Annotated in this window: 10 protein-coding genes; 4 read left to right on the forward strand and 6 right to left on the reverse strand. The window is 41.4% G+C overall.

Going from position 1 to position 14855, the window contains the following annotated elements; genetic code table 11:
• Positions 1-47: 47 nt before the first annotated feature.
• Positions 48-989, forward strand: coding sequence for a GLPGLI family protein (locus tag BLQ87_RS10685; protein ID WP_074606296.1), 942 nt, complete (start codon positions 48-50; stop codon positions 987-989).
• Positions 986-3652, forward strand: coding sequence for a TonB-dependent receptor (locus BLQ87_RS10690; RefSeq protein WP_074606298.1), 2667 nt, complete (start codon positions 986-988; stop codon positions 3650-3652). Before BLQ87_RS10685 ends, BLQ87_RS10690 begins: the two co-directional genes overlap by 4 nt.
• Here BLQ87_RS10690 and BLQ87_RS10695 read toward each other — a convergent pair.
• Both BLQ87_RS10695 and BLQ87_RS10700 read right to left on the reverse strand, forming a co-directional pair.
• Positions 3636-5084 carry a M56 family metallopeptidase gene (locus tag BLQ87_RS10695; protein ID WP_074606301.1) on the reverse strand — a complete coding sequence of 483 codons (1449 nt, stop codon included), beginning with the start codon at positions 5082-5084 and terminating at the stop codon, positions 3636-3638. The genes BLQ87_RS10690 and BLQ87_RS10695 overlap by 17 nt on opposite strands.
• 4 nt (positions 5085-5088) lie before the next feature.
• Positions 5089-5451, reverse strand: a complete 363-nt coding sequence (locus BLQ87_RS10700) for a BlaI/MecI/CopY family transcriptional regulator (RefSeq protein WP_073233275.1) — start codon at positions 5449-5451, stop codon at positions 5089-5091.
• A gap of 175 nt (positions 5452-5626) precedes the next feature.
• Here BLQ87_RS10700 and BLQ87_RS10705 point away from each other — a divergent pair, with 175 nt between their 5' ends.
• Positions 5627-6454 carry a hypothetical protein gene (locus BLQ87_RS10705; protein ID WP_074606303.1) on the forward strand — a complete coding sequence of 276 codons (828 nt, stop codon included), beginning with the start codon at positions 5627-5629 and terminating at the stop codon, positions 6452-6454.
• Here BLQ87_RS10705 and BLQ87_RS10710 read toward each other — a convergent pair whose 3' ends face one another.
• Entirely contained in the window at positions 6455-9022 is a 2568-nt protein-coding gene (locus BLQ87_RS10710; protein ID WP_074606305.1) for a M1 family aminopeptidase, read from the reverse strand.
• 116 nt (positions 9023-9138) lie between these two features.
• Between BLQ87_RS10710 and BLQ87_RS10715 the strand changes: the two genes are divergently transcribed.
• Entirely contained in the window at positions 9139-9987 is an 849-nt protein-coding gene (locus tag BLQ87_RS10715) for a DUF2911 domain-containing protein (protein WP_074606307.1), read from the forward strand.
• A gap of 232 nt (positions 9988-10219) precedes the next feature.
• Here BLQ87_RS10715 and BLQ87_RS10725 read toward each other — a convergent pair whose 3' ends face one another.
• From BLQ87_RS10725 to BLQ87_RS10735, 3 genes are all read right to left on the reverse strand, one after another.
• The gene (locus BLQ87_RS10725; protein ID WP_074606311.1) at positions 10220-10459 is read right to left on the reverse strand and encodes a hypothetical protein; all 240 of its coding nucleotides are present in this window, start codon (positions 10457-10459) and stop codon (positions 10220-10222) included.
• 89 nt (positions 10460-10548) lie between these two features.
• Complete coding sequence (locus tag BLQ87_RS10730; RefSeq protein ID WP_074606313.1) at positions 10549-12252, reverse strand: sodium:solute symporter family protein; 1704 nt, start codon at positions 12250-12252, stop codon at positions 10549-10551.
• 88 nt (positions 12253-12340) lie between these two features.
• Positions 12341-14779, reverse strand: a complete 2439-nt coding sequence (locus BLQ87_RS10735) for a PIG-L family deacetylase (RefSeq protein ID WP_074606315.1) — start codon at positions 14777-14779, stop codon at positions 12341-12343.
• Positions 14780-14855: the final 76 nt, after the last annotated feature.

Here is a 14855-nt window from a genome sequence, read left to right on the forward strand (position 1 = left end):
CAATATTATCGTAGATAAACCTGATTATTGAACCAAAAACGAACCACATGAAAAAACAAATTCTGTTAACAGCGGGCCTTACCTTGTTACTTTTCGGCTCCCTTAAAGCCCAGAAAGCAGACAGCATCCGCGCAAAAGCAATTTACGGTTTTACCCATATCAAAGACACCACACAGCGTGATAAGGCCTCGAGCGAACAAATGGTGCTTCTTCTCGGTACAAAAACCAGTGCATACCTGAGCATGGATAAAATCCTGTTCGACATTCAACGTAAAAAAGACATTGAAGAACAGATCAGGAATTCTGTTCCCGGAAAGATGAGCATCAACATCAAAAGCAACCCGAAGAGTATCACCAATGATGAGTTCTATCAATATCCTGCAGAAAAGAAAATCATCATCAAAAAAAGACTGGTCAACAATTACCTCGTCGAGGAAGCCCTTCCCGAAATCAATTGGAACATTAGCTCAGATACCAGTACAATTTCCGGTTTGAAATGTCAGAAAGCAACAGCTCATTTTAAAGGCAGAGATTATACGGCCTGGTTTTGTCCTGATCTTCCTTTCCAAAGCGGGCCATGGAAACTCAATGGCTTACCCGGATTGATTGTGGAAGCACAGGATGCAAAAAAAGAAGTGGTTTTCAAGTTTCAGGGATTTGAGAAGGTTCACAATACTGCCGCAATAAAAGAAGACGAACCCGAGTCGTCCATTGGAGGAGTCAGTATTGGTGGAAAGGTGAAAATCTCCGGATTAAGCAGTGCCGACCTGTTAAACTCTCCAACCTTTTACTTGCCTAAAGGAAGTATAAAAACCACACAAAAAGAATTTGATAAGCTTAACGAGGCCATGAAAAAGGACCCGGATGGTTTCATTAATTCTCAGATGGCAGGCGAAGGACGCATAACAACGGGACAAAAAACAATGACCAGAAGTAAATTCATCACTGAGACGGTTAATAACCCTATAGAATTACCTGACGTAAAATGAAATTAACCATTCTCCTGATCCTTTCTTTGTTTTTGATGAAGCAGGGCACCGCACAAAGCCAGATTCAGGGTCATGTTAAAGACCTTAAAGGCAAAGCCATAAACTCAGCTACCGTAACTTTGAAAAGCGGGGATGGAAAGATCATTGCCTATACCCGCAGCGATGAAAAGGGAGCTTACCAGCTCAAAGTCCCCGCAGTGCCAACCAATGGTTTTTCTCTTGAAGTGAGTAGTCTGGGGTATAAACGTGAAATCCTGCCGGTTACCGATCGGACTAAAAGCTATGATTTTGTGCTCAATGAATCGGCGATAGATCTGCCAACGGTAGTCGTTAACAATAGACCCCGACTAAAAGTAGATGGCGATACCCTAAATTATAAACTGTCGGATTTTAGCAATAAGCAAGACCGGGTATTAGGTGATGTTCTAAAAAAAATGCCAGGAATCGAGGTGGCTACCGACGGCAGAATCTCTTATAATGGCAAGAACATTTCGAATTTTTACATTGATGGAGACAACCTGCTGGATGATAAATATAACATTGCCACTAAGAGCATTCCCAAAGAAGCGGTAGATAAGGTCCAGGTGATTCAAAATGATCAACCGATCAAGGTGCTCAGGAACAAGATGCACAGCGATGATGTTGCCCTAAACATAACGATAAAAGACGAGGCGAAAATCAAACTCATAGGACAGGCCAGTCTGGGAGCCGGCCTGCCAAATCGCTTTGATGAGAATATCAATGGCATGATGTTCAATAAAAAATACAAAGGCATCAACTACCTCAAAGCGAACAACATCGGGAATGATCCAGCCAGAGAAATCACCTCCCATAACTTTTCAGAACTCAAAGACCGCCTCAATAATAACAAGCCAGGCACAATCTTATCTACCGGAGCAGCAGGTGTACCCGACCTGCCACAAAACAGGTATCTTTTTAACCGCGCCGCCCTGCTCAATGTAAATAACCTGTTTAACCTGAAAAAAGACATTCAGTTAAAAACAAATCTCTATTACCTTTTAGACCGGCAACAAAGAGATTACGATAAATTTACGGAGTATTACCTGCCTTCAGGAAATGTGAGTTTTACAGAAAAACAGTCCAATACTTCAAAACCGAATCAGTTCCGTGCACAGGCAAGCCTGAACATGAACAGAGAGAAATCTTACCTCAACAACACCTTCATCAGCAATTATAACCCAATGAAATATCAGGTGGGCTTAAACACTAATGGAACTCCATTCGGACAGCAACTCCAGCAAAAAGCATTTGATGTATCTAATGAATTCAGTTACCTCAATACGCTGAAAAATGGAAATATTTACAACCTGTACTCCTATCTTAGCTATAGCAGTCAGCCGGAGAAACTGCAGGTCAATTCCGGTTTAAACGAAGATCAGTTGAACCATGGAATTCCCTATTCAGCGTTGATACAAACCAGCAATACGCCTGCTTATTTTACCAATACCTACCTCTCTTTCAAAAAAGTATCTTCCGGAATTATCCAGACTTATAAAACGGGTTTTAGTTTCCAGGCGCAGCAATTAAACTCCACACTAAACACCATTCAGGAGGACTCACAAATACAACCGGCCGCAATTGAGGCCTTCAATAACCTAAAATGGAAACGATCGAACCTCTATACGGAAGGATTGTATGAATATGAAACTGAAGATGAAAAACTAAAGGCCAGTCTCAGTATACCATTGAGCTATCAGTACATTCATTACCGGGATCCCGGGTATGCACTTGATCAAAAAATGAATAAGTTCTTTGTGAATCCGGGTGTAAGGCTCAAATATCAGACAGGAGTAGAAAACTATTTGCAATTTTCTTATGCTTTAAAAAATGAACTGGGTACTATGGACGATGTCTACCGGGGTGCTATATTGAAAAATTACCGCAGTTTGTACGCCAACAATGCTCCCTTGTCTGAACAAAAGAACCATACGGCAGCACTTACTTTCAATTACAGAAAAGCCATCACGATGTTCTTTTTCAATCTGCAGGCGAGTTATAGCAGGATCAACCTGAATACCATATCTTCCAGCATCCTGACCGACAACCTGCAGCAAAGAATTGTATTGCCTTACGACAACAACATCAGTGCGTATAATCTGGCCGGAAATGTCAGTAAATATTGGTTTGAACTAAGAACGACCTTCAGTATGGGACTGAGCTGGTCGCAAAGCATGAATAACCAGTTTCAGAACAACACACTTCTCCCATACAAAGCAATAAACAATGGCATAAAAGCAGGATTTCAAAGTAAAATCAGCAAGAATACCAATCTAAACTATGGGGTAAATTACAACCTGATGGAGAGTAAAAGCAGCGTAAATCAAGAGGAGCCTATAAAATATAAACAGCTCAGGCAACAAGCCGAATTGTCCTTTATGCCCATCGATGATCTTTTCTTAAACTTATCTGCTGAGCACCTCTACACCAAACAATCCGGACAAGGCCGGCTGAGCTATCTTTTCTCAGACCTGAGTGCCCGCTATAAAGTAAACAAGATCAATACCGATTTTGAGTTGGGGATCAGCAACCTTGGGAATATAAAAACCTATCGTACAGTATACTTGTCCAGCAACGCTTTTACTTCCGGCACTTATGAAATACCTGGCAGAATAGCGATGCTTAAAGCTACTTTAACTTTTTAAAGACTTTTGTATAAATACGAACCCCTTTGGTTTTTGGGTATTGATCCATCTTTTGGACATTTACACTTTCAATATCAATGGGGTTCAATTCTTTCATCTCTTCTGCCGAAACCTCTACATCGTCAATATAAATTTTAAGGTCAGGATCCTGGCCAGGAAAGGTTGCCTGAGCAGGCTTTGTGTCGCTCCTGTTTCCTTTAAGCACCAGTACTTTCACAGAATCTTTACTGGTTAAATGCATAGATCCGGCTCCCCGACTTTTGAAAACCATCATCCTTGTGGTTACCGGAGTACCATCGGCATTGGTTTCCCCGGCATTAATCCGGCTGATTTTTATGGTGGTGAACCGTTTTCCGGTATCTGTTTGCGCTATGCTTACAGGTGTTTCTATTTCAGCTGCATTACTAATTTTTTGCGGTTCCGGAACAACTTTTAATCTTACATTTTTAGGATTCTCTTTCGCCTTAACAACGCTTTTTTTAAGTACTGCAACTGATTTTTCTGCCTTCGGATCAGCTGACAATTTTGTGTTGGTTTTAAGGGTATCCTGAATACCAAGGTTTGCTTTTATCTCCGTTTTAAATAAGGTAAATGCGGTCGTCAGGACCAGCAGTACCGGCAATAAAAACACATACCTGATCAACTGAACACCTGAAGATTTTTTAGAATTCATCATGACAATCCGTCTTTTTATTCCTGTGATATTGAAATTATTCATCAGAACTGAAGGCGTCCCTGCGGACAAAGTGTGGATCATGCTGTATTGATAAGCTTTACGGTCAATTCCTTTCTTTAAAATCTGCTGGTCTGTGATAAATTCAACGTTTTCCTTAATTGCCTTCCTCATGTACCATACCCCAGGATTAAACCAATAAAAAACAGTGGTCAGCTCCGCCAGAAGAATGTCTACAGTATGCCATTCTTTTACGTGTACCTGTTCATGCTCCAATACCGCATCCAGTTCCGTTGGCTGATGAAGTTCGGGGTTCAGGTAGATGTTCCGCCAAAAGGAAAAGGTACTGATGTTTCCTTCCAGAAGACGAACATCATACGCGCTGATCTTTCCCGGAACAGAGTTTTGATGTACCCGATAAAGGGAGTAAAACCTGATCAGCATCCGGCCAGACATCATCACTACACCAGCCCAGAAAACAAGCCTGGCAATTAACCAGTAATCAAAACCTGCGACATCAGCGGCTGCCATATAAAAAGTAGGTAAAACTGCTGCGATTGGTTTCAATGCTTCCTCCTGTCCACCAAAAAAGGCCATAGGATCAACGAATGGATACAAAGAGGAAAATACGATTCCTGCCAGCAGGAAGAAACGGTTAAGCGTATAGAAAGTAAGCTTCCGGAGAATCAGGTAATAAGCCAGACAAAAAAGAATCAATGCAGCATTTACTTTCAACAGAAAAACAAAGAATTCGGGCATCACATCAGTTTTTAGGGTTTTCTATAAGGTTGATAATTTCCTTTAGCTCATCGGCGCTAATCTTATTGTCTTTTGCAAAAAAAGCAACAAGCTCCTTATAAGAATTCTGAAAGTAGTCATTCACAAAGCCACTCATAAAGCGCTTTTTATACTCCGTTTCTTTCACCTTAGCACTATAACGGTAAGCATTTGCAAATTTCTCACTCTTCAAAAAACCTTTCCGTTCCAGGTTTTTAACGGTGGAAGCCAATGTGGTGTAAGGAGGCTTAGGCTCTTGCAACAGCTCCATAAAATCTTTAATAAAGCCTGCACCAAATTGCCAAACGGCCTGCATGGCCTCTTCTTCCTGTATAGTTAACTTTTCCATAAATACGATATTATCGTAAATATACGAATTGTACGTTGACTTTATCAAAAAAATGATCTGCCATTCCAGGGTTCTTTAGTCAGTTCAGCATAACAACAATTTAACCAATAGTTACAACCATCACCATTTACAAGTAATACTATATAGATTCACCGCTCATCAATCTCATTTTATTATGATTCTAAAAATTGATTTCAACCGCCACAATTTAAAACTCCCGGTTTACGGGTTTGCATTCCTGCTGTTATTTTTTGCGCATGGCTGCAAAAAACAAAAGCCTTTAACCGATGCTTTACAAGAAGAAGAAAGAACAGAACCTTTAAAGGAAATGCTGATTCCTATAAAAATTGAAATCGGCAAGCTGGTCACTGAACTGAAGTACCAGGACGGTAAATCTGTATTGAATGAGATCAGCCACCCTAATGGAGAAGTATGGAAAATCGTTTATACGAAAGCGGGTTATCCCCAAAGACTGGAACAGTATAAAAACAATAAACAATTCCGGTATTTCAATTACGCATTGGACGCAGAATTCCGGATCAGCAAAATACAAAGCTGGAATAAGGACAATGCAAATTTGACCCTGGCGCATCTATATGTTGTCGGATATGATAAACAGTCCGTCGTCAGCATTAAAAAATATGATCCGGCCTCGAATCTTGTTGAAGAAGAAACGCTTGCTTATACCACATCTGGCAACCCGGAAGCCATAATCTGGGATAACAAGAACGTCATTGACGCACAGCGCTGGACTTATGACGATAAAAGCGGAATATTCAGTAAGCTTCCTTACGCCAGATTGTTCTTCTTAGAACAGGCGTATCGGGACTTCAGTATGGGAAACAGCAACCCCTTGAGTACTTCTTCCCTCAAAAACCCTTCAGAAAATAAAACATTCAGCTATACCTATAATAGTAGCGGCTACCCTTCAGAAATCATCATAAAAAAGGGTGGTAGCACAGAAACCATGAAAATCACCTATAGAGTAATCAAACCGGGATAACTATTTTTTCAATAGGCGTTCTGCCCGGAACAGGTAATCAACCGACTGCAATATTTTTGCCTTTAGCTTAGGATTGTAATCAGGATGCGCTTTCAGGAAATTTGTCACTACCTGAACAGCCTCTTCAGTCTGATAATTGCTAAAAGTAGCAGACAACCAGTTCTGTGGAAAGAAGATATCTCCGGTAGTTTGAATCTCCGATAGCATCTCCAGGCTCTTAGACAAGTACTTCACTGAAGTAGCTTGTCGGAGCGGATGATGCAGATAATACAAGGCAACGCCCACATTCGATTCCTTTGCCCGGTTTGCCTTTAACTCCAGACTTTTAAAGAACGCATCCCGATCTGCAGGAACAGAGGACACTGCCGGCATAATAAATTCAAAACGTTTCCTCCGGTCTTCATTGCTAATCCTGCTCAATTGTGCTTTCAAAAGAGCTGAATTGTCTTCTTCCCTTAGTGCCAATGAAAAAGCTAAAGCCGTATAATCGTCTTCAGAGAGTTTCAAACCTTCAGGTGCCTTCCGATCTTTCCAGATCTGATACAATTGACGGCCCGCTTCTTTAGACAAGAAGATATCCTGATAGGTTTTAAAAAGTAGTTTTTTATGGTTGGCTGAAGGCTGATTCAACATTGCTTTCCAAAGCGCCTGTTCCAGCGAAGCAGCTTGTTTTGACCTACCAGCTGCATCGGTAAATTCCCAGAAAATCGTGGAAATATAACCGCTGATAAGCTTGAGGTTCAACTCTTCTTTTTCTTTGTCGAGCCCTGCAATGAAAAGACTCAAAAGCTCAGCCGGCTTTACAGACCTCCCACTCAGCATATTCTCATATAAAGAGATATAAGCTGAAGCACGGTCTAAGGGCTTATTAATGGCATACAGACTTTTAAACATAGCCGGATCCACAGGCCATAAGCCATAACCCTGACCAGAAGAATTGAACTGCACAAATAAAGGAGCGTCCATTCCGATCGCCTCTTTCAGTTCCAGCTCTGCCGCATTCAGATTTACGGTCAATTCTTTAACAGCACCGGGATAATGCAAACTGACCTCAAAAAGCTGCGGCCAGATTTTCCCATTTCCATATTCCGGTTTTTGCTGAATGCTAAATTTGCTGATTTTATGGTCTTTTTGTTCCAGCACATAATCTACAACAGGCCTTCCCGTATCATTTACCCAAACCTTGTTCCATTCCTGTAAATCCGCATCTGCATATTTATCCAGAATTGCGATCAGGTCAGGCCAGGAAGCATTCCCGTTTGAGAATTTCTTCAGGTATTCCCTTACCCCCTGTTGGAACTTCTCTTTTCCCATCAGACGCTCCAGTTGCCGCATCATGATCGGCGCTTTATGGTAAATGATATTGCCATAAAGCGTTCCCGCATCTTTTAAATTAGCTAAATCCTGTCTGATGGGATTCGCACCAATACTACGGTCCACCCCATAAGCTGCAGGGAAATGGTCTACTAAAAATTTAAGGTCAAATACATCTTTTCCTGTAATGCCTTCGGTGCTTTTATCGGCCATAAAATTAGCAAAGACCTCTTTCATCCAGACATCTGTAAACCAATTCATCGTCACCAGATCGCCAAACCACATATGCGCTGTTTCATGGGCAATGAGGTTGTTCCTGGAATTCCATTGGTCTTTTGTAGCTCCTGCATCCAGGAACAAAGCCGATTCCTTATATTGAATTGCCCCTACATGTTCCATTCCTCCAAACTGAAAATCGGGAATAGAGACGAAATCAAATTTCTGAAACGGATATGGAATCCCCGTCCAGTCTTCCAGGAATTTCAACGAACTTCCATGAATCTTAAATACTTCGTTCAGGCTATGGTTGATTTTGGCAGTATCTGTTTCCCGGTATAAAAAGTTCGCTTGTAAGTGATCCATTTCTCCTTTCGCAGATTTGAATTTGCCTGCAGCAAAAGCAAAGAGATAGGTACTGATCGTATCTGAGGTTTTAAAATGATAAGTTTTACGGGCACCCGCTAATGTCGAGTCTTTTAGTCCGCCATTGGCGATTGCTTTCCAGTCGGCGGGAACTTTCAATGTTAAGGTATATACGGCTTTCAAATCCGGCTGATCAAAACAAGGAAATACCGTTCTTGCCCTATCCGGAACGAATAAAGTATACAAATAATCCGAATTCCGGTTCAATGCACCATCCCCTGCTGTAAATTCCAGATCAACTACATTCTCTCCGGTCTTTAAATATTTAGCCCCGATGATGATGTGCTCATCCACATGCAAAAGTTCAATCGGGACACCGTTCACAGCAATGCTTTTCAGCTTTGCCGGATCTTCCTTAAAATCAAGATGCAATGAATATTTTTTTGATTTCAATTGAAAAGAGATCTTCTCTACAGCCCCGATTTTCTGATCTTTTTGGGCAGGAATATCCAGTTCCAGCTGGTAATGAACTTTACTGATGATTTCCTTTCTATGATTGGCAAGCTGTTGGGAGACTCCCTTTTCCGGATGGACAACCGAGGTAGACTTTATTCCTGAGCAGGAAATCAGAACGGCAGCAAATACCGGAAGAATATGACGTACATTAAGCATCTGGCTAATTTAGGGAATGATTTTCTAATTTATCTGTCAAGTTTAAGAACAAAGGAGAGATATCACTGAAATAAGCATTCTTTAATGTAATTTAGTAGCAACAAAACTTAAATCAGATGAAAACATCATTAAAAACGGTACTGATTCTTGCATTAGCAGTATCATTAAACACGGAGCTTCAGGCCCAGGGCGTTAAATTGCCACAGGCAAGTCCTGCTCAGACCATCACACAAGGCTTTGGATTAGGAAAAGTGACGCTCTCTTACTCACGTCCGAATACAAAAGGCCGCAAAATTTTCGGAGCAATGGAACCTTTTGATAAGGTTTGGCGTACCGGAGCAAACGGAGCAACCTCCATCACTTTCACAGATGCAGTAAAAGTTGGCGGTCAGGAATTAGCTGCCGGAACTTATGGGTTATTTACCATTCCTGGTAAAGATGAATGGACAGTAATATTCAATAAAGACGCCAAACAATGGGGTGCTTATGAATATAAAGAAGCTGAAGATGTATTGCGCATCAAGGTTAAACCGGTGAAACTTAAAGAAAAAGTAGAAACCTTTACCATTCAGTTTGCTAACGTTCTTCCGACCACTGCTCAGATACAACTGGCATGGGAAAACACCGGTCTAAACATCGACCTGTCTACAGAAATTGATGCACAGGTAATGGCAAGTATTGATGAAGCAATGAAAGGGGAGAAAAAACCTTATTTCGCGGCAGCACAATATTACTACGAAAATGGCAAAGATCTGAATAAAGCCTTAGAATGGGCTAATGCAGCTGAAGCAGCAGACGGTAAAGCACCATGGGTAAAATTATGGAAAGGCCGTATTCAATTGAAAAAAGGCGATAAAGCAGGTGCTATTGCAACCGCAGAAGCTGGAATCAAATTGGCTACAGAAGCTAAAATTGAAGAATATGTAAGGCTAAACAGCGCGTTATTGGCTGAGGCTAAGAAATAAGCTTAACTTATTTTATCGCCTTGGCTTTTTAAAGAATCTTATTGAGATTCAAACAAAAAAGGAGTAGAGATCTAAGATTTCCACTCCTTTTTTGCTTTCTATATTCTTTTTGTATAAAATCAACTTTCACCTTATCCAAATATTCCTCATCCCACTGTTCCGGATGAGGTGCGAGCTTAAGAACTTGGTTTTGAAGTCTGTTTATGGTTTTAAATTGATCTTCGATTACCATTTAAATAAACTTTACATCAAAATCAAAACCTCTGGTTTTAATTTTGTGAAGCCATCTTCTGTAAAGATTTTTTCCAATTACCATTTTTCCGTCCCTGACACCTAAAGTCTCCCCAACAATAAAATTTCTGAGATCCTGACGATACTCCTTCCTAAGATCAGTAATAAGAATTACATCTTTCTTTTCTGGCAATTGAATTAATGTATTTATTCTTCTGGAAATACGATCTATTGGGTTCATAAAACACGATACAATAAAATGCAATTCAAAAATACCTAAAATATGTGTTTATTGCAAAGGCAGGTTATTAATCCCACCATAGGGATTTTTTAGTTGACAGTCTTTGGTTTGTCTTTTCCTATAATTTGCTGTAGCAAGACCGCGACCATTATCACCAGCAAACAGCCAATTACATTGAGCCATAAATAAGCCACCCATTTCTGCTGGCCAATCAGGATCACTGCTGTTTCTGCAACGATGGCAGCCAGGAATACTGCCCTTCCATTCACCTGCTTCACATAGAAAGCAACCAGGAATACGCCCAGGATTGTTCCATAAATATAGGAACCCAGAATATTCACCGCTTCCAGCAGGTTCCCGATCTTACTCGCATATAAAGCCATAATGATACAGACCACCCCCCAGAATACGGTTGCACATCTGGAGGCCTGCAAATACTCATGATCAGAACCCTTTTTCCGGATGAGCCGTTTATAAATATCGATTACCGTAGTCGAAGCCAGAGAATTCAGTGCGCTGGCAGTAGACCCCATGGATGCCAGAAAGATGATCGCGATGAGTAAACCAATTAATCCCTTTGGCAGATATTGCGTCACAAAGCTGAGGAAGATATAATTGTTGTCGTTGATGTCTGCTGTTTTATCATTTTTAGTCATCAGGTCTGTCACCTCTTTTCTGATACTTTTCCCTTTTTCATCAGCGGTCTGTAAATCCTTCCGCTGAAGGTCAATCTCCGTTTTATTGTCTTGGTCCAGGGCCTGGTTCATCTTATTAACCACCAGTTGCTTTTCTTTAAAGGCCAGATCATAATCTGCCTTTAACTTGTTCAGTTCCGGATTATATTCACTTTTCTCGAGCTTATTCAGTTCAAAGCTATTGAAGAAAATGGGCGGGCGGTTGTATTGATAAAAGGTAAATACCAGTACGCCAATCAGCAAAATAAGAAACTGCATGGGGATCTTTACCAGTCCGTTCATCAACAAGCCTAACCTGCTTTGATTTACGGAGGCGCCAGACAGGTAACGTCCTACCTGACTTTGATCGGTTCCAAAATAAGAAAGCTGTAAGAAGAAACCGCCAATCAATCCAGACCAGATTGTATATGGATTTTGGAAATCAAACTTGAAATCAATGGCGTTCGTTCTCCCCATCTTTCCGGCAATGCTGAGTGCTTTACCAAAACCGATATCTCCGGGTAATAAATGAACAACCATAATTCCTGCCGCAAAAAGTCCGCAGAAAATAATGCTCATTTGCAACATTTGAGTATAGGATACGGCCTTAGTACCGCCATAAACCGTATAAAAGACGACTAAACTTCCGATAAATAAAGTGGTATAGGTCGTGTTGATGTCTAAAATCGTAGAAAGGATAATCGAGGGTGCATAAATGGTGATTCCGGTAGAAAGTCCCCTGGAGATCAAAAACAGAAAGGCCGTTAAGGCCCGGGTATTTAAATCGAACCTTTGTTCCAGAAATTCATAGGCAGTATATACTTTCAGGCGGTGATAGATTGGCACAAAGGTGATGCACAATACAATCATAGCTAGAGGCAAGCCGAAGTAAAACTGCACAAAGCTCATTCCTGAAGAATAAGCAAGGCCTGGTGCAGATAGAAAAGTAATGGCACTGGCCTGCGTAGCCATCACCGAAAGGCAGACATGGTACCAGGGCAAACTTTGATTCCCCAACAGGTATCCTTGAATATTATGGGCCCCGCGACTCTTATATACGCCGTAAACGACAATCACCACCAAGGTGAGGATCAATACTCCCCAGTCGAGACTACTCATTGAAAATATTTAGTAAATGCATAAAAAATCAGAATCAGGAAGATCAGCCAGCCAATCAGGAAACGATAAAAGACCCTGTAATTCTCCATTATTTTTTGTTCGAGATTAAATTAACAAACAGACGGAACGCGCCTGGAACCCCGGCAGGCAATTGCCTGAAGAAAGAAAGAGAAGTATAAACAAATCTTCCTTTACCGTAATCAGCAACAATCAGGGAACCGTTCTTCGCTGATTCTCCAGGATCATGCATCTCCAGAATCGAAGTGTATTTTGGATCAATATCACCCGCAAAGTATAAACCGCGCTCCTGCACCCAACCCTCAAAATCTTTAAGGCTGATTTTATTCGGATAGTTCAACACCGGATGATTTGCCGCGAGTAAAGTAACTGCTGCATCTTCCTCAGTTACCCGGTCTCTGGACAATCCAAAAGGATAAGGTCCGATATCGTTACGTTTTAATGGTGAATTTACATTATACTGAACGAGCAGGACGCCGCCATTCTCCACATATTTCATCAACTTAGGCTGCATCGCATTGAGTTGTTCATTAATGTTGTACAAACGAACCCCGGTAACAATGGCATCAAAAGCGGAAAGGTCTCCGTGAATCACCTGTTGCTCGGAAAGCAGCTGAACCTCAAAACCAATTTGCTTCAAAGACTCCGGAACCAGATCCCCTGCTCCGGCAATAAATCCGATCCTTTTGCCTGCAATTTTCAAATCAGTATGGTCTATTCTTGCTTCCGAAAAAGGAAATAAGGTCTGTACCGGAATGTGATCATAGCTCAGCACACGAAGGCCCTGATGGTAACTTTTGCCATCCACCATTACATTTAAGGCGAAATCTCCACCAATTGATTTTGCAGAAGGGCTCAGTTTAAAGGAGAGGCTTTGTTGTTCTCCTTTTTTTTCCAGCTTAAAATCAATCTTCTCCGGACTGATGCTCCATCCTGAAGGGAGTTGAGGGATCAATGTTCCGGCAACCTGAGCGCGAAAGCCTTGCAGCTCAACGTGAATGGTTTTACTTTCATTTCCATTAAACAGGAATGCCTTTTCTCCAATTGTAGCTGTAACCGGAGGAGCAATGACCAGTGGCTGGTATACTTCTCCTTTTACAGGGTCGGTAAACTTATAAATCACCGGATATTTCTTTTCTATGGTCTGATCAGCAATCTTAATTTTGAATATTCCATTGACCAATGCATGATTTTCAGGAAGGCCAATCAGGGATAAATCATCCACTTCATAACTGCCTTGTTCATGTTTTTTTGCCAACCAGTAAGGTTGACTAAGCTGATCTCCACTGCCAAATATTTTACGGTCCATCGCCATCATCCTGTTTGGAGAAAGATCGGCCTTCACCTTACTTTGCATTTCCTGAATATTGATAGAATATGGAAAATCTTCTTTTACCCTGGCAATCGCCTGTATTTTCACCGCAATGGAATCGTTCAGTGCATAAGCAGGATTAGCAGCAGCTACTTCTATCCAGATTCCCGAACAAGCAAGAATAAGTTCATCCAATAGCTCCTGTTTGAAAGGTTTTCCTTTAACCAGCTCGCGTAGTTTTAAAAGTTTTGCGACTGACGCGGAAGGATTTGAAACCTGATAAGTCGCATTGATATCATTTAACAATTTCTGAACTTCAGACATCCCAGGGTTCCTGTTCAAGGTGAAATCGATTCCTTCAAAGAGATCTGATTTCGCTTTTTCACCAGCCACGGGGCTAAAATATTCAATTGCTGAACCCCGCTGTCTGGAAGATCCAAATCCCTGGCTCTTATGGTTAGACCTGCTTTCTGCGGCAATCTCTCCGTAACCTTTGCCCAATAATGCGTTATATGAACCCACATCAATCTTCAGCTGATCTTCTGAGGTGGTATTGTTTCCTCCAAAATTAAAAGTATTCCAAACGATGCGCTTTGCCTGCCATGGTTTCACAAAAGCAAGCTGCTCCGTAAATTGTTTAGGGTCTGCAGCTGCAGCAAAAGCTTCACGCGCGAGGATGGCAGAACCGGAATGATGGCCATGTCCGGCACGGGCATCTTCAGGAAAACGGGTAATGATCACATCGGGTTGAAACTTACGGATCACCCAGACGACATCAGAAAGGATTTTTGTTTTATTCCAGATCTTAAAACTTTCTTCCGGATTTTTTGAGAAACCAAAGTCATTGGCCCTGGTAAAGAATTGTGCGGCACCATCCATTCTCCGGGCAGCAAGCAATTCCTGTGTCCGGATCAGGCCTAAGAGTTCTGCCTGTTCTGTACCAATCAGGTTCTGACCTCCATCCCCCCTGGTTAGGGAAAGATAACCCGCCTTTACTTTTTTTTCTTTGGCGAGGTAGGCCAGTAATCGGGTATTTTCATCATCGGGATGCGCAGCGATATACAAAACGCTCCCGCTAACGTTTAAGCTTTCTAAGCCTTGTTTTATCTCGGCAGCGTTGAGTGTTGGACTGTACTGTGCCTTTATCAACAAAGGAAACACAGCGAGCAATAAAAACAGGTATTGACGAAATTTCATAAACAGATCTTAATGCTCGAATGTAAATAAAACATCCCCAATCTGAAACTTAATTCCGTCAATATCCGTAACAATC

The organism is Pedobacter steynii, assembly GCF_900103665.1.
In the GTDB taxonomy this organism is placed as follows: Bacteria; Bacteroidota; Bacteroidia; order Sphingobacteriales; family Sphingobacteriaceae; genus Pedobacter; species Pedobacter steynii.

Bases quoted from the DNA above. Each gene is read 5' to 3' on its own strand.
- BLQ87_RS10685 (WP_074606296.1), top strand. From the start codon at position 48: ATGAAAAAACAAATTCTGTTAACAGCGGGCCTTACCTTGTTACTTTTC.
- BLQ87_RS10690 (WP_074606298.1), top strand. From the start codon at position 986: ATGAAATTAACCATTCTCCTGATCCTTTCTTTGTTTTTGATGAAGCAG.
- BLQ87_RS10695 (WP_074606301.1), bottom strand. From the start codon at position 5,084: ATGCCCGAATTCTTTGTTTTTCTGTTGAAAGTAAATGCTGCATTGATT.
- BLQ87_RS10700 (WP_073233275.1), bottom strand. From the start codon at position 5,451: ATGGAAAAGTTAACTATACAGGAAGAAGAGGCCATGCAGGCCGTTTGG.
- BLQ87_RS10705 (WP_074606303.1), top strand. From the start codon at position 5,627: ATGATTCTAAAAATTGATTTCAACCGCCACAATTTAAAACTCCCGGTT.
- BLQ87_RS10710 (WP_074606305.1), bottom strand. From the start codon at position 9,022: ATGCTTAATGTACGTCATATTCTTCCGGTATTTGCTGCCGTTCTGATT.
- BLQ87_RS10715 (WP_074606307.1), top strand. From the start codon at position 9,139: ATGAAAACATCATTAAAAACGGTACTGATTCTTGCATTAGCAGTATCA.
- BLQ87_RS10725 (WP_074606311.1), bottom strand. From the start codon at position 10,459: ATGAACCCAATAGATCGTATTTCCAGAAGAATAAATACATTAATTCAA.
- BLQ87_RS10730 (WP_074606313.1), bottom strand. From the start codon at position 12,252: ATGAGTAGTCTCGACTGGGGAGTATTGATCCTCACCTTGGTGGTGATT.
- BLQ87_RS10735 (WP_074606315.1), bottom strand. From the start codon at position 14,779: ATGAAATTTCGTCAATACCTGTTTTTATTGCTCGCTGTGTTTCCTTTG.